Source organism: Cellulomonas sp. P4_A2, from assembly GCF_056402515.1.
Genome location: NZ_JBFUHG010000005.1, coordinates 119,767 through 140,950, shown reverse-complemented (window position 1 = coordinate 140,950; position 21,184 = coordinate 119,767). Strand labels below are relative to the sequence as shown.

Genomic DNA, 21,184 nt, shown 5'->3' with positions numbered 1-21,184 from the left:
GGGTGGGCACCTCCGAAGGACGGTGGGTGCAAGGACGAGGGCGCGGTGACGATCACGTGGACGGTGAGCGGCGGCCGGGAGACTCTGGTCGACGCCGACCGGATGCTCGCCGAGGCCGAGGTCGCCTGCTGCTGCCACGACGCCGGGGACGCATTGGCCCGCTGGGAGTGGCGGACCGACGTGGCGGCACGGGTCGCTCGCGCGATCGAGGCGAACAGCCAATGGGCCAAGTTCTACGCCATCCAGCAGGACCGTCGGGAGGCGCAGCAGCGGTACGAGCGAGCCGCCCGCGCGGTCAGCCTGGCGGCTGCTCGGCTGACCCACCACGAGCGCGTGCAGGTCGTCCGCGAGGTGCTGACCGAGGCCGGTCTGCGGGTCAGGGTTGAGCAGGCGAAGGTCTGGTGGGAGTGCGGGCACATCGAGGACGACGGGTCGTGGTCGGTGCAGGCTCTGATCGTCGGCGAGGGTGTGCCACAGGTGACTGAGGACTCCTGCACCAAGCACTCGTACCCGCTCGGCCTCGCCACCCTGCTCGCGAAGTACGGCGCTGTGGCGGCTCTGGACGACAAGGCGAGGGCTGCGTTCCGGGCCAGGGCCGAGAGGACGGGAGAGCGGCGGGGGCGTCGGCCAGGCGGCACGTCCGGGTCGCGGCCTGCGAAGGAGGCGACGGAGCCGAGGGTCGAGTGGGACGCGGCCAGCACTCGGGCGTGGCTCGTCGAGCACGGCGTCCCGATGGACCTCGCGATCCAGCCGATGATGCGCTGGATGGAGGAGCACGCCGACCCGACCATCGCGAAGGGCCACCCGCCGCGTCGGTGGCTCGGCCCTGCCAAGGCTGCCGCCGACCCGTCCTGACTGGGCCCGCGCGACCCCCGTCCCGTACCGCGTACCGCCGTACCAGGGGGCCCCCTAAAGGGGGCCCTCCCCCTGGTACGCGGTACGCAGTACGTGCCGTGGTCCGCGCTGGGCTAAGGCTCAGGCCCGACTGGTCTGGTGGCGGTGCAGCGAGCACACCAGCGGGCGGCGCATGAGGGCGATCTCCAGTTCGATGGCGAGGTCCACGTCACCGCCGAACTCCGGGTCGAGCGCGGAGGGGTCCGCCTCGTACATCGCGCGGAGGCGACTGCGCAGCGGGTTGTCCCCGTTGGAGGCGACAGCGCGGGCCATCGCCTCGGCGGTGTACGGGCTGGGCTCGGGCCAGAGGGTGCCGGTCCGGCTGGAGGTGGCAGCGGTGGTCGTGTCGGTCGCCATGATGCTCATCGGTGCTCCTTCGTGATGCTGACAGATCGCGGTGATCTGTCAGCAAGTGTAGTACGAGTGTGGCTCCGGCCACGAGGTCGGGACGGACCCCATGCCACCGGTGGACCCATGTCACCGGCTGACCTATCGAACCGGTCGACCTATGGAACCGGCTGAGGTTGACCCGATGCGACCGGCCGACCCCTTGCAACCTCTCGGGCTAGGGCCGCTGGGCTCGCACCGCGACTGCCCACTCCGGCGTCCCGATGGCCGGGCCCGTGGCGACCGCCTCGGTGATCGTGGGCTCGGACGCGGGCGCAGGCTGCTCGATGGCGGGAGGGCGGTCGGCGCGCTGCTCTGCCCGGTACTGCTCGACCGCAGCAGCGGACATCCGCTGAGCCCTCGCCAGGGCGCGCTCGCGTCGGTCCCGGGAGGAGATGCCCTCGAACGGGTCCGTCATCGCGTCCACCTCCGGTGCTACTTTTTGTGACACATTTCGATTCGCTGTCAGAAACCTCCTAGGATCGTGGCACACGCCGGGTTGCCCGCTCGGCACATGCCCGAGGCCCCCGATGCCCACCACGCCGCCCCCGATCTCCCGCCGCGCACGACGACGCGCCGCCCGTCCGCCGGAGGCCCGCGAACGGCCCATCGACCGAGGCTCCCTCCATCTGCTCCCCGGCTGGACTCCGGCGGTGGGCATCGCCAGCAGCCCAGCCGGGGAGCACCGCCCGCCCGTCCCGGTCGCGCCCCTCGACATCGCCGTGGCGCGAGCCCGCCGCAACGACCTGCTCGGCGACATCGCGTTCACGCGCCGGATGCTGCACGCGCTCCAGTCCGTGCCGTGCCCGCAGCACGGCGCGGCGAGAGGTGAGCCGTGCTGGCTGCTGGAGTCGTCGACGGTGGTCGGCAAGCGCCTCACGGCCCTGTGCGCGTGGAGGCTGGAGCGCTCGCGGCGGCTCCTGTTCGACCCGGAGGTGGCTGCCGCGCACTCCGCCGAGCGCGTCATCCGGCACCCTCGCCCGGACCGGACCAGCCTCGCGTCCGCGTACCGCTCGACCTCGAACGGCTGGGACCGACGATGACGGAGGCAGCAGCATGACCTACACCAAGCCGACACCTGACGAACTGGCCGCCCGCCGACGAGCCCGCGCTCTGAGGGACGCCGCGAGCATCCGCGCATCCCTCGCCGCGAGAGCCTCGGCGCGGACCGAGACGACGGCCGTGGTCCCGACGGTGCTGCTCGCGGGAGGACCACCGACTGCAGCTGTGCCACGGCCGGCCGCGCCCGACGACCCGGACTCCCTCGCGAGGTGGATCGCCGACCGGGCTCGCGCGGCGAGCACGGCGGCGGCGCTGACCGCCAGCGCGCGTGGTCTGCCGACGCCGGACGTGACGGACCTGAGCCCTCGCGAGGTGGCTGCTCTGAGCCAGATCATCAGACGCGGCCGGGTGCGCCGAGCGATGGCTGCGGTGGCGCGGTGAGCGCCGTCCTGGCGTGTGGCTCCTGCGGGATCGCCTGCCCGGACCCGGACCCCGCCGACGTGGTGACCCTCTCCGTGCTCGGCCGTGAGGGGACGCCGCAGCCGCACCCGGACATGCCCGCCCAGGGCGGGACCGTGACGATGGCTCTGTGCGCGACGTGCTCGCAGCGCCGCCGCCGGGCTGCTGCCCTCGTGGCCGACCCCGCGCACGCGCGGCTGGTGGCCCGGATCGGCTCCCCCTCCATCGCCGTGCACCGCGTCGGCTGCGCGTTGGACGCCCTCGCGGCGCTAGCCGTGCTCGACGGCAGCGGACGGACGGCCGAGCCCGCGCCGGACCTGCTGCCCGCCCTCGTGACTCACCTCGCCCCTGCTGGTGCCGGTCTGCGGTGGTCGGCCCGGTACGCGCCGGGGTGGACCCGAGGGGCGGTGGCCGGTGCCACGACTCCCTCGCCCTGGGCGCACCTGGGCTCCTCCGACGTCGCGGCAGCCCGCGAGGGGTACGCGGCCGTCCTCGCGGACCAGGTGCACGCCCTGCACCCTCGGGAGATCCGGCCGCCGTCCGGCCGTGGCGGTTGCATGTTCTGCGGCGTGGGCTCGGTGAGCGTCGAGCCCGTCGGCGTGCCCGCTTGGGCCGTGTGGCGGCAGGTCACCGGCGTGAACCCGTACAGCATCGGTGGACGGCGGTCCCCCGGCGGCGTGAGCGGCTACCTATGCCCGCTCTGCTCGGACGCGGTGGACTCGGTGGGCTCGGTGGGCCGGACCGCGATGGAGCGGGCCGTGCTGGCGCACGTGGGCCTCACCTCGGACGGCTACGCGCCGGTGGAGATCGAGGGGCTCGTGGCGTGGGCCGTCGCACCCGGACGACCGGCTCCCTCGGGCACGCCGTGGGACCACCTCGACCTGAGTCCCCTCACGGCCGACGCGCTGCGGTAGCGGTGGCTCCTAGGAGCAGCCAGCCAGTTCGAGGGACTCGCCGATGTAGGCCATGAGGTCGGCGTTGTTGTGGCCGGTCCTGGTCATCGTCGCCTCGTTGTTGGCGTCGGCGATGTCGAACTGCTCCTGGAGCCCGGCGCAGTCGCCCGCAGCGGTGAGGTCGTCGATGCCGGTCTGCACGGTCGGCGAGTAGTCGCCCCACGGAACCTCGTGCCGCGCGGGCGCTGCTGGCTCGGCTGGCTCGGTGGGCTCCGGGCTCGGAGTCTCGGCCTCCTCGGTCGGCTCTTCGGTCGCAACCACCGCCGCAGTCTCGGTAGCGGAGGGCGAGGCCGTCGAGTCGTCGTCACCGCCGCCGAGAGCATTGCCAATCGCGCCGATCACGAGGACGGCTGCGATGAGCCAGACCCACCACTTCATGTACCAGGGCTTGCTCGCGGCGGGGCTGGCGTCGGTCATCTGGGGGCACTCCTGCATCGGTATCTGAAACGGCTCGGGCCGAAGTGTGCCACGCCTGTGGGACCGGCCAGGGGCTGCCGTCCGCTTTGCCGTTTCAATCCGTCTCAGCACGGATGCAGCGCTGAGCGGCGAGGTGCCCCCGCCGCGCTGACCTGCGCCGCTACGGTCCGAGCATGGCGATAGAGGCAGGGACGTTGGCTGCGTGGGCGTTCGGCATCGCGGCCGTCGCCCAGTTCATCGTGAACCGCCGCGACATGAACGCGCGCAACGCTCAGGACCGCGCCGACGCGAAAGCACGTGAGGATCGCGCGCGGGACGACGACCTGGACCGACGGTGGCTGGCCGAGAAGCGGCTGATCTACGCGAAGGTGCTCGGCGCGCTGACCGCGCAGAGCCGTGCCCTCGCGCGCCTCAGCGCCTCACGGACGCTGATCGGCCGCGCGGATCCCGCCGAGCCGGAGCGGCTGGCGCAGGTCCAGGCCGAGTGGGCGGAGATCGAGGAGACGCTGGGCGAGTTCGACCTCCTCGCGCCCGACGGTGTGCGCGAGGTGGTGGGCCGAGCGGTCGACGCCGTCTCCACCTTCGAGTGGGCGTTTCGCAAGAGGCTCGGCCCAATCGACGACGCAGACGACGAGGAGCGGGACCAGGCGTTCGACAGGGCGGACGCAGCGCTGAGCGCGGCTCTGGTGGCCCTGCGCGCCGATCTTGGAGCGGGCGGTCCCGCAACCGCGGCATCCCGCCGCTGAGACGTGGCTGGCACGTCACGGACTCGCGGTCAGTTCACGCGGCTGACGTGGGGTGACGTACCTGTGAGTCTCGTAGCGATACGGTCAGTAGCCCGGCCGTCATCAGCGTCACCAGCACCCAGCCCGGCACGTCCCCACGCTCGCGGTCGTCGTCCCCGACCCGCTGCAGCAGCGTCCCCACGACGCGATGCCGCCAGCCCCCTGCGATGGTCCTCATCCGCGTTCCTCTCGTCGGTTCCTGTCCGCGCCGGCCCTTCCGTGCGGATGTCTCGGTGCGAGCGGCTCACAGGCCGACCCGCAGCACCACCATGCTCGGGAAGACGGCGAAGACGACGGTGATCGGCAACAGCAGGAACACCACCGGAATCATCATCGCGACCTCCTTCCGGCCGCCCGTCTCCATCAGCTCGCGGCGCCCCTCCTCGCGCACGTCCTGCGCCTGCGCTCGCAGGACGTCGGCCAGCGGCGTACCCCGTTCCACCGCCACGGCGACGCCCTCCGCGAACCGTGCGAGGGCGGTCAGGCCGGTGCGGTCCGCGAGCCCGTCGAGCGCGATCGTGAGGGGCATCCCGGCGCGGGCGTCCGCGAGCGTCTGCGCCAGCTCGCCGGTCAGCTCCCCGCGGGTGGTGCGCACGACCCGCTCCAGCGCCCCGGTCGCGCCCTCGCCCGCGCCGACCGCGAGCGCCAGCAGCTCCGCGACCGTCGGCAGCTCGGCCATCATCCGGGACTCGCGTGCCCTGATCTCGCGCGAGAGCAACCAGTCGCGGACCAGGACGCCGGACAGCCCGCACAGCGCGACCAGGAGGACGAGCACGACCGGGCTCCCGCCGCGCGTCGTCGCGACCACGAGCGCCAGGGCCAGCCCGGCCGCGAGCGACAGGACACCCCAGACCACCTGCCCGGCCCGGAACTGCTCGACGGACTCGGAGCGGCCCGCGCGCACGAGTCGTCGACGCAGCTCGGCGGTCGGCGAGCCGAGCCGGGTCACCAGCCGGACGGCGTCGGACATCAGCGGCGCGACGAGCCGCTCGATCGTCGCGAACGGCCCGCGGACGGTCGGCGAGCGCAGGAGCCCCGACGAGGTCCGCTGCGGTCGCAGGTACGGCGCCAGCCGGTCGTCCAGGCTCACGCGCCGCGTGCGCAGCCGCACGAGCACGAGCAGCAGACCGAGCCCGCCGAGGAGCCCGATCAGCGCGCCCTGCAGCACCGGGCTCATCGCAGGACCCGCGGGTCGTCGGGGAGCCGGGCGATCCGCAGCATGAGCAGATAGGCGACGACGGTGCACGCGGCACCGCCGAGCAGGACCGCGAAGCCGGCGGGCGTGTTGTAGGCGGCGGCCGCCTCCGGGCGGGTGGACAGCAGCGCGAGCACGATCCACGGCGCGGCGACGGCCAGCCGGGCGGCGTTGACGGTCCAGCTCTGCCGCGCCTCCAGCTCGCCACGGGTGCGGACGTCCTCGCGCAGGAAGCTGGCCAGGGTCCGCAGGAGCTTGCCCAGGTCCGTGCCGCCGACGTCCCGCGTCAGCCGCAGTGCCTCGATGATCCGGTCCGCGACGGGGTCGGCGAGCCGTGCCTTGAGGGCATCGAGGCAGTCGCCGAACCGCCCGGTCGCGCGGTAGTCCTCCGCGAAGGCCGCGAACGCCGGCCGCAGCTCGACCGGGCCGCGCTCCCCGATCTGGGCGACAGCCTCGGGCAGCGCGAGCCCGGCGCGGATGCCGGAGCCGAGGTGATCGACGACCTCGGGCCACAGCTGTCGCAGCCGGGCGCGGCGTCGCCGGGCGCGACCGCGCACCAGTGCCCACGGCCCGGCGGCCGCGAACGCGGCGAAGCAGACGGCGATCGTCGGGGTGCGCGTGAGTGCGAGCGCCGCGACGAGGACGAGCAGGCCGACGAGCGCGCACGCAGCGACGAGCCCGCCGGGCGTGGCACCGGTCACGCCGGCCTGCACGAGCATGTCCTGGGTCCGCGCGTACCAGCCGTCGCGGCCGCGTCCGGACCCGGAACCGGCCTGCTGCGCCCAGAACGACCACCAGACGCACGCCACGCCCGCACCCAGCAGGAGCCCGACGACGACGCCCATCAGCCGCGCCCGCGCAGCAGCGCCGCGAGGTCGGTGCCGGTGCGGACGAACCGCTCGGCGTGCGGCGGGAACCCGTCGCCGCGGACCAGGTGCCCGTTGCGCGTCGCGAAGATGTCGGCCGTCTCGACGATCCCCTGCTCGACCCGGCCGGGCACCGCGACGACCTCGCGCAGCACGCGCCGCCCGATCGCGTCGATGTCGAGGTGCACGACGAGGTCGACCGCCGACGCGACCGTCGGGACGACGAACCGGTCGGAGATGTTCTCGCCCGCCAGCAGCGGAAGGGTGCAGAGCTTGGTCAGCGCCTCGCGCGCGGAGTTGGCGTGGATCGTGGCCATCGCCGGCACGCCCGCGTTCAGGGCGATCAGCAGGTCGAGCGCCTCGGCCTCGCGCACCTCGCCGACCAGCAGCCGGCTGGGCCGCATGCGCAGCGCCTCCTTGACCAGCCGACGCAGTGGGATCTCGCCCGTGCCCTCGAGGCTCGGCTGGCGACACTGCATGGCGACCCAGTCGCGGGCGACGAGCCGCAGCTCGAACACCTCCTCGCACGTGATGATCCGCTCGCGCGCGGGGATCGCCCCGGCCAGCGCGTTGAGCATCGTCGTCTTGCCCGCCTGCGTCGCCCCCGAGACCAGCACGTTCAGGCCTGCCCGGACCGCTGCGTGCAGGAACGCGGCCGCGTGCGGCGTGACCGACCCCAGCGCGACGAGGTCGTCGAGGTTCGTCGCGCGCACCACGTACTTGCGGATGTTCACCGACCAGTGCCGCCGCGTGACGTCCGGGATCACCGCGTGCAGGCGCTCACCGCCGGGCAGCGACGCATCCACGAACGGGCTGCTGAGGTCGAGCCGGCGACCGCTGACCTTGAGCATCTGCTCGACCAGGTCCCGCACCTGCCCGTCCGTGAGGATCGTCGTGGTGAGCTCGGGCTCCCCGCGCCGCGCGACGAAGACCTCGGTGGGGCTGTTGATCCAGATCTCCTCGACCTCGGGATCGTCGAGGTAGCGCTGCAGCGGACCCAGCCCGGCCACCGCGTCGAGCACCGCCTTGTGCGCCGCGGCAGGGTCGATCAGCGGCGGCACGGCACCGACCACGGACCGCTCGTCGTAGTCGGCGATCACGTCCGCCACCAGCGCCACGACCCCCGGCCGGTCCCGGACCGGGTCCATCCCTCGGCGCCGGATCAGCTCCCGGACCTCGGTCTCAAGGATCGCCACACTGTCCACGGTGCGCCCCTCGACCCCAGTCACTGTGCCCGATTCATCCGTCATTGTCCGAATACGTGTCCGCGGAACGATAGGGGAAGCGACACGCATCGCGCAGCCCGTTGTCCACAGACCAGACCCGTTCACCCGTCCGGGAGCGGACCTTGCCCCGATCGAGGCCCGGGCGGACTAGCGTGGACCGGTGACTTCGAACCTGACCACCCCCTTGCCGACTGGTCGCCAGCACATCCTCGAGCTCGGTGACCAGCGAGCCGTCGTGGCCGCCGTCGGTGCCAGCCTGCGCGAGTACACGGTCGGCGGACGAGATGTCGTCCTGCCGTATCCCGAGGACGCGATGGCGCCGGCGTTCTCCGGAACTGTGCTCGCGCCGTGGCCGAACCGCCTGCGCGACGGCCTGTACCGGTTCGAGGGCGTCAACTACGACGTGCCGCTCAACGAGCACGACCGGCAGACCGCGCTGCACGGGTTCGTCTCCTACACGACGTTCACGACCCTCGACGAGAGCGTCGACTCGGTGACGCTCGAGCACGTCGTGGTGCCGACGCACGGCTACCCGTGGCCCGTGCGCCTCGTCGTGACGTTCAGCCTCACCGATGCCGGCCTGACCGTGCGCACCGACGTGACCAACCTGGGCTCGTCGACCGCCCCGTTCGGGCTCGGCTTCCACCCGTGGCTCTCCCCCGGCGAGGGCACGGTCGACGAGGCGACGCTGCAGGTCGACGCCGCGCGGCACGTCACGGTCGACACGCGGCTCCTGCCCACCGGCACCGAGGCCCTCACGGGTCGCTTCGACCTGCGCGCCGAGACGAACCTGCGCGGGATCGCGCTCGACGACGCGTGGCTGGAGCCGATCCGCGACGAGGACGCGCTCACCTGGGTCCGCTTCGGCGGCTCCGACGGGCGCACCGTGGCGATGTGGGCCGACGCGAGCTTCCAGGCGTGGCAGGTGTGCACGGGAGACTTCGTCGCGGCGATCAAGCGTCGCGGGGTGGCCGTGGAGCCGATGACCTGCATCGCGGACGCGTTCCGCACGGGCGACAACCTCATCGAGCTGGCGCCCGGCGAGAGCCGCGAGCTCACCTGGGGTCTCCAGCTCCTCTGACGACGAGGCGCGGCGGTCCGCAGCGCAGCGGGCCGTCAGCCGTCGTAGTACTCGCCGTCGGCCTGGACGCCCTTGACGTACTCCCAGTGCCAACGCTCGTGCGGGCCGCTGCCACCGGGCTGCGCCCACTCGGGGTTGGCCCAGCCGTAGGCCGGACCGTTCTCGTTGAGCCAGGCCCACTTGGCGCCGGACGTCTGGTCCTGGCAGAGGTCGACGGCCAGGCCCCAGCCGTGGTTGCTCTTGCCCGGGGCCGCCGCGAGGCCGCCCTTCTGGGCCTTGACCGCGCGCTGCTCGGCGAGCGTCCGGTAGCCGGAGCTGAGGCACAGGTCGGCCCCGAACCGCGCCGCGAACGCCTGGTTGAAGTCGGCGAGCGAGACGGCGGCGTCAGCGCGCAGCTGGGTGTGGTTGTCCCAGAGCGTGCAGAGGTCGGCCTCCTTGAGAAGGCCGTTCTGACCCGCCTCGCGCACCGAGCCCTCGCAGCCCGGGAGGCTGGAGCGGATGTCGTTGCGGCTGGCACCGGTCACCTCGCGGCTCGCGAGGGCCCCGTCGGCCGAGACCAGCGACGCGGGCGGCAGGTCGGAGAGCTGTGAACCGGCGAGCGCCGTGACCGTGCTGGGCAGCGTGGAGTCCGCGAGCGCGTCCGACCCGAAGGCGACGGGTGCGGGAACGAGGCCTTGGCTCACGGGGATGATCACCGTGATGCCCGCGAGGACGCTGAGCACACCCAGCCGCGCGGCCACGCGGGTCGAGCGTCCCGACCGGCGGGTGACCGTGTGAGGGGCCGCCTCGGGCGCCTGGGTCGTGGCGACCTCGCCCGTGTCCGCGAGCTCCCACGGTTCCTGCTCGGTCGCCAGGATCGCCGGGACGATCGCGGTCTCCTCGGCGGGGCTGGCGGTCCGCACCACGCGGCTCGGCCGGTGCGGCGCAGGGTCCGTCGCGACGATCGCAGCCGCCTCGGGCTTCGTCGCGACGACGGCGGTGGGAGCCGAGTCGGTGGCGGGCGCCCGGTCCGCGACCGGAGCCGGGTCCGTGGCGGGCACCGAGCCCGAGTTCGGCGAGACGTGCGGGGATGGAAGCGAGACGTGCGGGGCCGGAAGCGGGGCGTGCGGGCCCGGAAGGAGGTCGGCGGGGACGACGTCGATCGTCTGTGTGGCGTCCACGGCCGGCGTCGCCCGCAGGACCTGCGTGACGTCCGCGGGCTGCGTCACCAGGACGCTCTGCGGTCGCGCGGGAGCGCTCACGGTCGTCGGCGTCACGCGGTCCGGCAGGACCGGGATCGCGACGGAGGACTGGGCCCGGGGCCGCGCACGACGCACCGGCGCCGACGAGTCGTCGGCGGGGGTGCTGGCGCGTGCCGCACGACGGGAGCCGGCGGTCGACACGGGGGCCGACGTGGTGACCGGAGCGAGGGCGTCGGCCTCGGTCGAGGGTGCGGCAGCGGCGCGGGCGGCACGCCGTCCGGTCGGCGGCGTCGCCGGACCGTCCGACGCGGCGGGCTGGGGCGACGCGGCAGGAGGCGCCTGCACGACGGGCGACGGCTGGGAGAGCATCGGGCGCACCGTCGTCGCGACGGCGGGCTCGGCCGACGGACGCGAGACGTACCGCGTGACCTGCGCGGGCGGGTTCTGCACGCCGCGGGCACCGGAGGCGGAGGTCGAGTCCGGACCGGCCGCGATGCTGCGCGGGGACGTCGGGGCGGGCGTACGGGGAGCGACGGCCGGCGTCGGGCCGCTGCGCACGGAGACCGGAGAGTGCGGGTCGGTCCGCGGGCCGGAGGCGGCGGAGACCTCGGGCGTGGGATCTGTGGTGCGCTCGACCTCTCGGAGGCGGCGGCGCGTCAGCGGAGCGGATTCAGGCTCGACGCTGTGCGATCCCACGACACCTCCCGTCCACCGTGCGTTGTCTGTCCGTGTCGCGAGAATGTGAGTGCGACCGCGGTCACGAAACCATAACGGGTGAGAGCGAGGCATCCAAGTCCCTGGACGGGTGTCCAGTCCAGAGATCGGGACAATCCCGGACAACACGCTGCGCGACACGCCAGAAAATGCCCGCGATCAGGACATCTGCTCCCGCTGCATGGCGTCGCGGACCTCTCCGACGAGCTCCTCGAGGATGTCCTCCAGGAACACGACACCCACCGTCGAACCCTCGGAGTCGACCCGAGCGAGGTGCGATCCGGAGCGCTGCATCGCGGCCAGTGCCTCCTCGACTTCATCCTCCGGACCGACCACGGCCAGCCGCCGGACACGCCACCCGGGTACGGGCTCGGACCGGTCGGCCGCCTCGGCGTACAGGACGTCCTTGAGGTGCAGGTAGCCGGTGGGCACGCCGGCGTCGTCGAGCACCGGGAACCGGCTGAACCCGGTCTTGGCGACGAGGCGCTCGATGTCCTCGGGCGTGCTCCCGGCGCCGACGGTGACCAGCTCGTCGGGCGCGATCATCACGTCGGCGGCGGTCTTGACGGAGAACTCGATCGCACCCGTGAGCAGACCCTGCTCGTCGTCGAGAAGGCCCTCCGCCTGCGACCGCTCGACGATCGAGTGCACCTCCTGGGCGGTGAACGCGGACGCGACCTCGTCCTTGGGCTCGACGCCGAACGCGCGCAGGGTGTGGTTGGCGATCCAGTTGAGCACCGAGATCACGGGCCGGACCAGGCGGGCGACCCACACCAGCGGCGGGCCGAACATGAGCACGGCACGGTCCGGGCCAGCGACCGCGAGGTTCTTGGGCACCATCTCGCCGAGCACCACGTGCAGGTAGACGACGATCGCGAGCGCGACGACGAACGCGATGACGTGCGTCATCTGCTCGCTCACGCCCCACGACTCGAGCGGGTCAGCGATGAGGTGCGCGATCGCCGGCTCGGCGACCACGCCGAGGCTCGTCGAGCAGACCGTGATGCCGAGCTGGGCGCACGCGAGCATGAGCGACACGTGCTCCATCGCCCACAGCACGGTGGCAGCCCGACGGTCACCCGCACGGGCGAGCGGCTCGATCGACGAGCGTCGCGCGGAGATGATCGCGAACTCGGCGCCGACGAAGAACGCGTTGGCGGCCAGCAGCAGGACCGCGAGCGAGAAGGCGAGACCCGCGCTCATCGGTCGGCCTCCTCGTCGGGCACGGCGACCTCGGACACGGCGACCCGCTCGACGCGGCGCCCGTCCATCGCGTCGACCCGGAGCCGGACCCGGTCGACGGTGATCTCGTCACCCTCGACGGGGATCCGGCCGAGCTCGAACATCAGCAGCCCGCCGAGCGTCTCGTACGGCCCGTCCGAGGGGACCTCCAGCCCGGTGGTCTCCGCGAGCTCGTCGGGACGCAGGACGCCCGGCAGCAGCCAGGAGCCGTCCTCGGTGCGGGCGGCCGGCGCACGGCGTCGGTCGTGCTCGTCGGACACCTCCCCGACCAGCTCCTCGATGACGTCCTCGAGCGTCACGACCCCCGAGGTGCCGCCGTACTCGTCGACGACGACGGCCATCTGCAGGCCCTGCTCGCGCAGCCCCACCAGCAGCGGGCCGAGGTGCACCGTCTCCGGGACCTGCGGCGCCTCGACCATGAGCGCGCCCGCGGGCACGTCGGCACGACGCTCGTACGGCACGCCGATCGCGCGTCGCAGGTGGACCAGGCCGACGATGTCGTCACTGTCGTCGCCGATCACCGGGAAGCGCGAGTGGCCGGTCTGGCGGGCCAGCGCGATCACGTCGGCGGCCGAGTCGCCCCGACCGACGACGACCAGCCGCAGCCGGTCGGTCATCACGTCGACCGCGGTGAGCTCGGTGAAGTCGATGGAGTTGGTCAGCAGCGTCGCGGTCGACTCGTCGAGCGTGCCGACCTCCGCGGAGCGCCGGACCAGGGCGGCGAGCTCCTGCGGCGACCTGCCCCCGGACAGCTCCTCGCGCGGCTCGACGCCGACGCGGCGCAGCAGGGCGTTGGCGCTGCCGTTGAAGAAGGTGATCAGCGGCCGCAGCGCAGTGGTGAACGCCCGCTGCAACGGCGCGACCGCGCGCGCGGTGCCCAGCGGCCGGCTGATGGCGAGGTTCTTGGGGATCAGCTCGCCGACGACCATCGAGAAGCCGTTGACCAGCACGATCGCGATCAGCGCCGCGACGACGCCGCCCACCACCTGTCCGAGCGCGGAGTCCTCCAGGGGGATCCGCAGCAGCCGGACGACGGCGGGCTGGGTGGTGTAGCCGAGCAGGACGGTGGTCAGCGTGATGCCGACCTGGGCGCCCGAGAGCTCGGTGGACAGGCGCCGCAGCGCCTTGAGGACGGACTGGCTGCGGCGGTCGTCGGGCGACGTCTGCTTCTCGACGACGCCCGGGTCGAGCGTGACCAGGGAGAACTCACTGGCGACGAACACAGCCGTACCGAGCGTGAGCACGACGCCCAGCGCGACGAGGAGCCACTCGGCGATCACTCGGTCGCCTTCGGTCGAAGAGCGACGCCGACCCGCAGGTCGGCGTGGGAGGGAACACGAAGAAGGAACTGGATGTGGCCGGCACTGCCTCCGTCGGGTCTGAACCGATGGGGACGCCGGCAGCTACTTGAGCTGCTCATGGTGCGCCACATCATACGGGGGCCCGCGGTCGCGGCGCAGGGTCTGACGGCGAGGTGGCAGCGTCATTCCTCGCACCGTGTGCCACGCTGACGGCATGGCGAACGTGAACGGTGGGCCGACGTCGGCACCCGGAGCCGGCGGCTCCACGACCGTCCTCGTCGTGGAGGACGAGCCGGCGATCGCGCAGGCGATCGTGCACCGGCTCTCCGCGGAGGGCTGGTCGGTCGAGTCTGCGGGCGACGGGCTGGCGGGGGTGGCGGCCGCGAGCCGGCTGCGCCCCGACGTGGTGGTGCTCGACGTGATGCTGCCCGGGATCGACGGGCTCGAGGTGTGCCGGCGGATCCAGGCCGAGCGGCCCGTCCCGGTGCTTATGCTCACGGCGCGCGACGACGAGACCGACATGCTGATCGGCCTGGGCGTCGGCGCCGACGACTACATGACGAAGCCGTTCTCCATGCGCGAGCTCGTCGCGCGCACCAAGGCTCTGCTGCGCCGCACCGAGCGGGCCGCGCGCGCCGTCGAGATGGCCGCCGCCGAGCAGCCCGACCCGCCGCTGGTGTTCGGGGACGTCACCGTGGACCGCGCGCAGCGCCGCGTGACGCGCGGTGACACCGAGGTCCACCTGACGCCGACCGAGTTCGACCTCCTGCTCGCCCTGGCGGCCTCCCCGCGCACCGTCCTGACGCGCGAGCGCCTTCTCGCCGAGGTGTGGGACTGGGTGGACGCCAGCGGGACCCGCACGGTCGACTCGCACATCAAGGCCCTGCGTCGCAAGCTCGGTCCCGACCTGATCCGCACGGTGCACGGCGTGGGCTACGCGTTCGAGCCCATCGAGCAGGGATCCGGCGACCCGGTCTCCGACGGCCCGGCGACCCAGGGCGCGTGAACGCACCCCGGCACGTCCGTGGCGAGCTCGCCCGCCCGCGGATCCCGGACGTGCGACCGCTCGACCGCTTCCGCTCGATCAAGATCAAGCTCGGGATCCTGGTGGCGGCCACGGTGGTCGCCGCGGCCTTCATCACCTGGATCGGTCTGACGTACTTCCACCTCGGTCCCACGCGCACGCTGCCGATCGCGATCATCGGGTCCCTCGTCGTGACCCAGGTCCTGGCCCGCGGCATGACCTCCCCGCTGCGAGAGATGACGTCCGCCGCGCGGCGGATGGCGTCCGGCGACTACAGCCAGCGGGTCCAGGCCACGAGCCTCGACGAGGTCGGCCAGCTGGCCAGCGCCTTCAACACGATGGCCGACGACCTCGAGCAGGCGGACACGTTCCGCCGCGAGCTCGTCGCGAACGTCTCGCACGAGCTGCGCACGCCGGTGACCGCGCTGCAGGCCCAGCTGGAGAACATCGTCGACGGGGTCAGCGAGCCCGACCCCGTGACCATGCAGGCCGCGCTCGCGCAGACCGAGCGGCTGGGCCGGCTCGTGACGTACCTGCTCGACCTCTCGCGCCTCGAGGCCGGCGACGTCAACCTCGAGATCAGCGACCTGCGCCTGAGCGACTTCCTGGAGGAGGCCGCCGAGGGCGCGATGCTCGTGGGCGCCGCCAAGCGCCTCCGGTTCCCGGTGGTCGTCGTGCCCGAGGACCTCACGGTGCCGGCCGACCCCGACCGGCTGCACCAGGTGATCGCCAACCTGTTGCACAACGCGGTCCGGCACTCCCCCGACGACGACGAGGTCCGCCTGGAGGCGTCGGTCGTCGGCGGTGACGTGCGGATCGACGTCGTCGACCACGGGCCCGGCATCGCGCGCGACCAGCGGGCGCACGTGTTCGAGCGGTTCGTGCGCGGGAACAGCCCCGCGCTTACGGGCCAGGGGTCTACCGGGGGCACCGGGCTGGGCCTCGCGATCGTCCGCTGGGCGGTCGACCTGCACGGCGGCCGCATCGAGGTCGCGGACTCCGACGTCGGCTGCATCATGCGCGTCACGCTGCCCGCCAAGCAGGGGTGAATCGCCCGGTTCACCCCCTTCGCACGATCGTGCACAACCATGACCTCGCAGGGCCGCCGACAACCTCGCCTTGAGGTCCGCCGAACTGCCCCGTTGCCCCGCGTTGACCCGGCTGTGTCGGCAAGGTGAAGACACGCGCGGATCCCGTCCGATGAGGCGTCCTGAGGCAGGTCGGGAGGCGTCCAGGCCGTAGTGTTGTCATCAACAGAACCAGCAGCGACGCGGTCTCGGACCGCAGCGGAAGTGGGCGATCCCAGCGTGACCCAGAAGGCCGATCCCGACTCGGCGCGCGCCGTCTTCGGTGCGAACGAGTGGCTCGTGGACGAGCTGTACGAGCAGTACCTCAAGGACAAGAACGCGGTGGACCCCGCGTGGTGGGACTTCTTCGAGGGCTACAAGCCCGAGGAGTCCACCACGAACGGCGCGGCCACCACCTCGTCCGGCTCGAACGGCACGGCGGCGACCACGACGAGCGCACCGCCTCCGACCAACGGCACAGCTGTCCCCGCCGTGGCTCCCGCGACCACCAAGGCGACGCCGCTCGTCGCCCCCGCGCAGATCCCGCCGCCGGTGCGGGCCCAGGGCGCGCACGTCGCCCCCGCACCCACCTTCGTCGAGCCGCCCACGACGACGTCCCCGATCGCGACCGCCCAGCCTTCGACCGCGCCGTACGCGCAGGTCGCCCAGCGCGCCCCGCACGAGGACGCGGCCGACGAGGCCACCGACGACATCCGGAAGCTGCGCGGCCCGGCCGCTCGCGTCGTCACCAACATGGAGGCCTCGCTCGAGGTCCCGACGGCCACCTCCGTGCGGGCCGTGCCCGCCAAGCTGATGGTCGACAACCGCATCGTCATCAACAACCACCTCGCTCGCGGGCGCGGCGGCAAGATCTCCTTCACACACCTCATCGGGTTCGCGATGGTCGAGGCGCTGGCTGAGATGCCGGCGATGAACGCGTCCTACATCCTGGCCGACGAGAAGCCGAGCATCCTGACGCCGGCGCACGTCAACGTCGGCATCGCGATCGACCTGGCGAAGCCGGACGGCACGCGCCAGCTGCTCGTCCCGTCGATCAAGAAGTGCGAGACCCTCGACTTCGCCGGTTTCTGGACCGCGTACGAGGACGTCGTGCGCCGTGCGCGCGGCAACAAGCTGACGGTCGACGACTTCGCGGGCACGACGATCTCGCTGACCAACCCCGGCACCATCGGCACCGTCCACTCGGTCCCCCGCCTGATGCAGGGCCAGGGCACGATCGTCGGCGTCGGCGCCATGGACTACCCGGCGGAGTTCGCGGGCACCTCCGAGGAGGCGCTGAACAAGATGGGCGTCTCCAAGGTGCTGACGCTCACCTCGACGTACGACCACCGGATCATCCAGGGCGCGCAGTCGGGCGACTTCCTGCGGATCATCGGCCGCAAGCTGCTCGGCGAGGACGGGTTCTACGACCGCGTGTTCGCCGCCCTGCGCGTGCCGTACGAGCCGGTGCGCTGGGTCCGCGAGTCGGCCGACCCCGACGCGGAGGCCATCAAGCCCGCCCGCATCGCCGAGCTGATCCACTCCTACCGCTCGCGCGGCCACCTCATGGCCGACACCGACCCGCTGGCCTACCGCCAGCGCAAGCACCCGGACCTGGACGTGCAGACGCACGGCCTGACGCTCTGGGACCTGGACCGCACGTTCCCGGTCGGAGGCTTCGGCGGCAAGCCCCGCGCCAAGCTCCGCGAGGTGCTCGGCCTGCTGCGCGACTCCTACTGCCGGACGGTGGGCAGCGAGTACATGCACCTGCAGGACCCGCGTCAGCGCCGCTGGCTGCAGGAGCGCCTGGAGTCGGGGTACACGCGCACCCCGCGTGAGGACCAGCTGCGGATCCTGCGCCGCCTCAACGCCGCCGAGGCGTTCGAGACGTTCCTGCAGACCAAGTACGTCGGCCAGAAGCGCTTCTCCCTCGAGGGCGGCGAGTCCGTCATCGCCCTGCTCGACGCGATCCTGTCCAAGGCGGCCGACAACGGTCTCGACGAGGTCGGCATCGGCATGGCCCACCGCGGGCGGCTCAACGTGCTGGCCAACATCGCCGGCAAGTCCTACGCGCAGATCTTCCGCGAGTTCGAGGGCAACCAGGACCCCAAGTCGGTCCAGGGCTCGGGCGACGTGAAGTACCACCTGGGCACGGAGGGCACGTTCACCGCCGAGTCCGGCGCGACGACCTCGGTCTACCTGGCCGCGAACCCGTCGCACCTCGAGGCCGTGAACCCGGTGCTCGAGGGCATCGTCCGCGCCAAGCAGGACCGCATCGACCTGGGCGGCGACGGCTTCTCCGTGCTGCCGATCCTCATCCACGGCGACGCGGCCTTCGCGGGCCAGGGCGTCGTGTTCGAGACGCTCAACCTGGCGCAGCTGCGCGGCTACCGCACCGGCGGCACCATCCACGTGATCATCAACAACCAGGTCGGCTTCACCACCGGTCCGTCGTCGTCGCGCTCCTCGCAGTACGCGACCGACGTGGCCAAGGGCCTGCAGGTGCCGATCTTCCACGTGAACGGCGACGACCCCGAGGCGTGCGTGCGCGTGGCCGAGCTCGCGTTCGAGTACCGCGAGCAGTTCGACCGCGATGTCATCATCGACATGGTCTGCTACCGCCGCCGCGGTCACAACGAGGGCGACGACCCCTCGATGACGCAGCCGCTCATGTACAACCTGATCGAGGCGAAGCGGTCGGTGCGCAAGCTGTACACCGAGACGCTGGTGGCGCGCGGGGACCTCACGATCTCCGACGCCGAGCAGGCGCTGCAGGACTACCAGAACCAGCTGGAGCGCGTGTTCGCCGAGACCCGCGACGACGGCTACGCCCCGCCCGCCGAGGCGGTCAGGGGTCTGGAGCGGCCGGAGTCGCAGCTCGAGGACGCTGGCGTGATGGTCGGCTGGAAGACCGCCGTCGACGCCGGCACGCTCGAGAAGATCGGCCGGGCGCACGTGCGTCCGCCGGAGGGCTTCACGGTCCACCCGAAGCTGGCGCAGCTGCTGGCCAAGCGCGAGCAGATGACCCGCGAGGGTGGCATCGACTGGGGCTACGGCGAGCTGCTCGCGTTCGGCTCGCTCCTCGTCGAGGGCACGCCCGTCCGGCTCGCCGGGCAGGACTCGCGCCGCGGCACCTTCGTCCAGCGCCACGCCGTCATGCACGACCGCGAGACGGGCGCCGAGTGGACGCCGCTGCTCTACCTCTCGGCCGACCAGGCCAAGTTCTGGGTCTACGACTCGTCCCTGTCCGAGTACGCCTGCCTCGGCTTCGAGTACGGCTACTCGGTCGAGCGTCCCGACGCGCTGGTCCTCTGGGAGGCCCAGTTCGGCGACTTCGTCAACGGCGCCCAGACGATCATCGACGAGTTCATCTCGGCGGCCGAGCAGAAGTGGGCGCAGAGCTCGTCGGTCGTCCTGCTCCTGCCGCACGGCTACGAGGGCCAGGGGCCCGACCACTCGTCGGCCCGTATCGAGCGGTTCCTGCAGCTCGCGGCCGAGGACAACATGGTGATCGCGCAGCCGTCGACGCCCGCGTCGCACTTCCACCTGCTGCGCCGCCAGGCGTACGACCGCCCCCGCAAGCCGCTGGTGGTGTTCACCCCCAAGTCGATGCTGCGCCTCAAGGCCGCGTCGTCGGCGATCGAGGACTTCACCACGGGGACGTTCCGGACGGTCATCGGCGACGACCTCGCCGCCGCGAAGGCCGGGCAGGTCGACCGCGTGCTGCTCTGCTCGGGCAAGGTCTACTGGGACCTGCTCGCCGAGCGCGTGAAGTCCGGCGACGAGCGCACGGCGATCGTCCGGGTCGAGCAGCTCTACCCGCTCGACGGCGACGCCGCCCGTGCGGCGATCGCACCGTTCGACGGCGCCGAGCTGCTCTGGGTGCAGGACGAGCCGCGCAACCAGGGGCCGTGGACGTTCCTGTCCATGCACCTGCCGCAGCTGCTCGGCCGCACGCTGCGGGTCGTCTCGCGCCCCGAGTCCGCGTCGCCGGCCATCGGGTCCGCCAAGAAGCACCAGGCGCAGCAGGCCTCCCTGGTGGAGACCGCCTTCCAGCGCTGACGCCCTGCGACGAAGGCCGCGCCCCTCGGGGTGCGGCCTTCGTCGTGCGGGCCTCAGCCGACCGGGCTCAGCGCGAACGTGCGCCGGTAGGCCTGCGGGCTCGTGCCCAGGGTGCGGGCGAAGTGGTGCCGCAGCACCGCCGCGGTGCCGAAGCCGCACAGCCGGGCGATCTCCTCGATGCTCGCGTCGGACCGCTCGAGCATCTCCTGCGCGCGCACGACGCGCTGCCGGGTGACCCACGCGGCCGGCGTCGTACCGGTCTCCGCGCGGAACCGGCGGGCGAACGTGCGCTCGGAGACGAACGCCCGGGCGGCCAGGTCGGGCACGGTGAGGTCGGTCTCGAGGTTGTCCATCATCCAGGCGAGCAGCGGCGCGAGCGTGTCGGCGTCGCACGGCAGCGGGGTGTCGACGAACTGCGCCTGGCCGCCGTCGCGGTGCGGCGGGACGACCATCCGGCGGGCGACCGCCGAGGCCATCGCGGCGCCGAGCTCGCGGCGCACGAGGTGCAGGCACGCGTCGATGCCGGCGGCCGTGCCGGCGCTGGTGATGACGCGGTCGTCGTCGACGTAGAGCACGGTCGGGTCGACGCGGGCCTCCGGGAACCGCTGGGCCAGGCCGCTCGCGTGCATCCAGTGCGTGGTGCAGCGGCGCCCGTCGAGCAGACCGGCCTCGCCGAGCGCGTAGGAGCCGCTGCAGATGCTCAGCACCCAGGCGCCGCGCGCGTGGGCCGCACGCAGCGCCTCGAGCACCGGTTCCGGCACGGGTCCGACGTCGCCGTACGCCGGGACGATGACCAGGTCGACGTCCTGCGTGGCCTCCAGGCCGTGCTCGACGACGATCGAGTAGCCGTTGCCCTTCGAGGGGATGATGCCGGGCTCGTTGGCGCAGACGACGAAGTCGAAGACCGGTCCGCCGGTGTCGCGACGGTCGATGCCGAACACCTCGCAGGCGACGCCCAGCTCGAACGGTGCGACGTTGGGCAGGGCGATGGCGGCGACGGATCGGAGCATGTCCCCAGCATGCTGAGCCGCGTGGCAGAAAGTCAACGGTCTACGGCACTTCTGCCACTCGTGGCGCGATGTGCCTGGGCGCAGACTTTCTGCCATGACCACTTTCTGGATCGTCCTCGCACTCACCGTCGCGGCCGTCCTGGTCGCCCGCCTCGTCGTCGCCCTCCGTCACGACGGCCTCGGCACCACCCCGCCGCCGTCGTCCCACACCGACTGGTCGACGGACCTCCCGAGCCACCCGTTCCGCACCGCAGGCTGACCCGGTCGCCTCGACCGTCGACGGCGCCCGGCCGCCGCGACGGCGCCCGTAGCAGGGGG

20 protein-coding genes are annotated in these 21,184 nt (G+C 72.7%); 10 read left to right on the top strand and 10 right to left on the bottom strand.

The annotated features are described in order from the left end of the window. Positions 1 to 45: 45 nt before the first annotated feature. A complete protein-coding gene (locus tag AC1DUE_RS06930) occupies positions 46 to 855 on the top strand; it encodes a hypothetical protein (RefSeq protein ID WP_477038668.1) in 810 nt (269 codons plus the stop codon). Between the two features lie 120 nt (positions 856 to 975). Here AC1DUE_RS06930 and AC1DUE_RS06925 read toward each other — a convergent pair whose 3' ends face one another. Continuing rightward, positions 976 to 1,260, bottom strand: coding sequence for a hypothetical protein (locus AC1DUE_RS06925; RefSeq protein ID WP_477038667.1), 285 nt, complete (start codon positions 1,258 to 1,260; stop codon positions 976 to 978). A gap of 199 nt (positions 1,261 to 1,459) precedes the next feature. Then, positions 1,460 to 1,699 (bottom strand): hypothetical protein, encoded by a 240-nt coding sequence (locus AC1DUE_RS06920; RefSeq protein ID WP_477038666.1) that lies wholly within the window; start codon positions 1,697 to 1,699, stop codon positions 1,460 to 1,462. 235 nt (positions 1,700 to 1,934) lie between these two features. Here AC1DUE_RS06920 and AC1DUE_RS06915 point away from each other — a divergent pair, with 235 nt between their 5' ends. From AC1DUE_RS06915 to AC1DUE_RS06905, 3 genes are read left to right on the top strand one after another with little or no spacing between them, the layout of a single operon-like run. Next, positions 1,935 to 2,324, top strand: a complete 390-nt coding sequence (locus AC1DUE_RS06915) for a hypothetical protein (RefSeq protein WP_477038665.1) — start codon at positions 1,935 to 1,937, stop codon at positions 2,322 to 2,324. Between the two features lie 13 nt (positions 2,325 to 2,337). Next, positions 2,338 to 2,724 carry a hypothetical protein gene (locus tag AC1DUE_RS06910; RefSeq protein WP_477038664.1) on the top strand — a complete coding sequence of 129 codons (387 nt, stop codon included), beginning with the start codon at positions 2,338 to 2,340 and terminating at the stop codon, positions 2,722 to 2,724. Beyond that, positions 2,721 to 3,656 carry a hypothetical protein gene (locus tag AC1DUE_RS06905; RefSeq protein WP_477038663.1) on the top strand — a complete coding sequence of 312 codons (936 nt, stop codon included), beginning with the start codon at positions 2,721 to 2,723 and terminating at the stop codon, positions 3,654 to 3,656. Before AC1DUE_RS06910 ends, AC1DUE_RS06905 begins: the two co-directional genes overlap by 4 nt. Before the next feature lie 9 nt (positions 3,657 to 3,665). Here AC1DUE_RS06905 and AC1DUE_RS06900 read toward each other — a convergent pair whose 3' ends face one another. Then, positions 3,666 to 3,956 carry a hypothetical protein gene (locus tag AC1DUE_RS06900; RefSeq protein ID WP_477038662.1) on the bottom strand — a complete coding sequence of 97 codons (291 nt, stop codon included), beginning with the start codon at positions 3,954 to 3,956 and terminating at the stop codon, positions 3,666 to 3,668. 329 nt (positions 3,957 to 4,285) lie between these two features. Here AC1DUE_RS06900 and AC1DUE_RS06895 point away from each other — a divergent pair, with 329 nt between their 5' ends. Further along, entirely contained in the window at positions 4,286 to 4,858 is a 573-nt protein-coding gene (locus AC1DUE_RS06895; protein WP_477038661.1) for a hypothetical protein, read from the top strand. 283 nt (positions 4,859 to 5,141) lie between these two features. Here AC1DUE_RS06895 and AC1DUE_RS06890 read toward each other — a convergent pair whose 3' ends face one another. From AC1DUE_RS06890 to AC1DUE_RS06880, 3 genes are read right to left on the bottom strand one after another with little or no spacing between them, the layout of a single operon-like run. After that, on the bottom strand, positions 5,142 to 6,074 hold the full coding sequence (locus tag AC1DUE_RS06890) for a type II secretion system F family protein (protein ID WP_477038660.1): 933 nt from the start codon (positions 6,072 to 6,074) through the stop codon (positions 5,142 to 5,144). After that, positions 6,071 to 6,937 (bottom strand): type II secretion system F family protein, encoded by an 867-nt coding sequence (locus tag AC1DUE_RS06885; protein ID WP_477038659.1) that lies wholly within the window; start codon positions 6,935 to 6,937, stop codon positions 6,071 to 6,073. Before AC1DUE_RS06885 ends, AC1DUE_RS06890 begins: the two co-directional genes overlap by 4 nt. Next, a complete protein-coding gene (locus tag AC1DUE_RS06880) occupies positions 6,937 to 8,163 on the bottom strand; it encodes a CpaF family protein (protein ID WP_477038658.1) in 1,227 nt (408 codons plus the stop codon). Before AC1DUE_RS06880 ends, AC1DUE_RS06885 begins: the two co-directional genes overlap by 1 nt. Before the next feature lie 181 nt (positions 8,164 to 8,344). On the opposite strand from AC1DUE_RS06880, the gene AC1DUE_RS06875 reads away from it, so the two are divergent. Beyond that, complete coding sequence (locus AC1DUE_RS06875) at positions 8,345 to 9,265, top strand: aldose 1-epimerase family protein (RefSeq protein ID WP_477038657.1); 921 nt, start codon at positions 8,345 to 8,347, stop codon at positions 9,263 to 9,265. 35 nt (positions 9,266 to 9,300) lie between these two features. Here the strand turns inward: AC1DUE_RS06875 and AC1DUE_RS06870 are convergent, their stop codons facing one another. The 3 genes from AC1DUE_RS06870 to AC1DUE_RS06860 form a co-directional block, all read right to left on the bottom strand. Next, the gene (locus AC1DUE_RS06870) at positions 9,301 to 11,142 is read right to left on the bottom strand and encodes a M15 family metallopeptidase (RefSeq protein WP_477038656.1); all 1,842 of its coding nucleotides are present in this window, start codon (positions 11,140 to 11,142) and stop codon (positions 9,301 to 9,303) included. Between the two features lie 177 nt (positions 11,143 to 11,319). Then, positions 11,320 to 12,363: a hemolysin family protein gene (locus tag AC1DUE_RS06865; protein ID WP_477038655.1), complete on the bottom strand. Its 1,044-nt coding sequence runs from the start codon at positions 12,361 to 12,363 to the stop codon at positions 11,320 to 11,322. Continuing rightward, positions 12,360 to 13,682 carry a hemolysin family protein gene (locus tag AC1DUE_RS06860; protein ID WP_477038654.1) on the bottom strand — a complete coding sequence of 441 codons (1,323 nt, stop codon included), beginning with the start codon at positions 13,680 to 13,682 and terminating at the stop codon, positions 12,360 to 12,362. The genes AC1DUE_RS06865 and AC1DUE_RS06860 overlap by 4 nt, the downstream gene beginning before the upstream one ends. Positions 13,683 to 13,917: 235 nt before the next feature. Between AC1DUE_RS06860 and AC1DUE_RS06855 the strand changes: the two genes are divergently transcribed. The 3 genes from AC1DUE_RS06855 to AC1DUE_RS06845 all read left to right on the top strand — a co-directional run bounded on the left by AC1DUE_RS06855 (position 13,918) and on the right by AC1DUE_RS06845 (position 19,856). Beyond that, on the top strand, positions 13,918 to 14,709 hold the full coding sequence (locus AC1DUE_RS06855; protein ID WP_477038653.1) for a response regulator transcription factor: 792 nt from the start codon (positions 13,918 to 13,920) through the stop codon (positions 14,707 to 14,709). Then, positions 14,706 to 15,776: a HAMP domain-containing sensor histidine kinase gene (locus tag AC1DUE_RS06850; protein WP_477038652.1), complete on the top strand. Its 1,071-nt coding sequence runs from the start codon at positions 14,706 to 14,708 to the stop codon at positions 15,774 to 15,776. The genes AC1DUE_RS06855 and AC1DUE_RS06850 overlap by 4 nt, the downstream gene beginning before the upstream one ends. A gap of 258 nt (positions 15,777 to 16,034) precedes the next feature. Then, the gene (locus tag AC1DUE_RS06845; protein WP_477038651.1) at positions 16,035 to 19,856 is read left to right on the top strand and encodes a multifunctional oxoglutarate decarboxylase/oxoglutarate dehydrogenase thiamine pyrophosphate-binding subunit/dihydrolipoyllysine-residue succinyltransferase subunit; all 3,822 of its coding nucleotides are present in this window, start codon (positions 16,035 to 16,037) and stop codon (positions 19,854 to 19,856) included. Positions 19,857 to 19,909: 53 nt separating this feature from the next. On the opposite strand, the gene AC1DUE_RS06840 is transcribed toward AC1DUE_RS06845, so the two are convergent. Then, positions 19,910 to 20,866, bottom strand: coding sequence for a GlxA family transcriptional regulator (locus AC1DUE_RS06840; RefSeq protein ID WP_477038650.1), 957 nt, complete (start codon positions 20,864 to 20,866; stop codon positions 19,910 to 19,912). A gap of 94 nt (positions 20,867 to 20,960) precedes the next feature. Here AC1DUE_RS06840 and AC1DUE_RS06835 point away from each other — a divergent pair, with 94 nt between their 5' ends. Further along, complete coding sequence (locus tag AC1DUE_RS06835) at positions 20,961 to 21,125, top strand: hypothetical protein (protein WP_477038649.1); 165 nt, start codon at positions 20,961 to 20,963, stop codon at positions 21,123 to 21,125. The last annotated feature ends 59 nt before the right edge of the window (positions 21,126 to 21,184 follow it).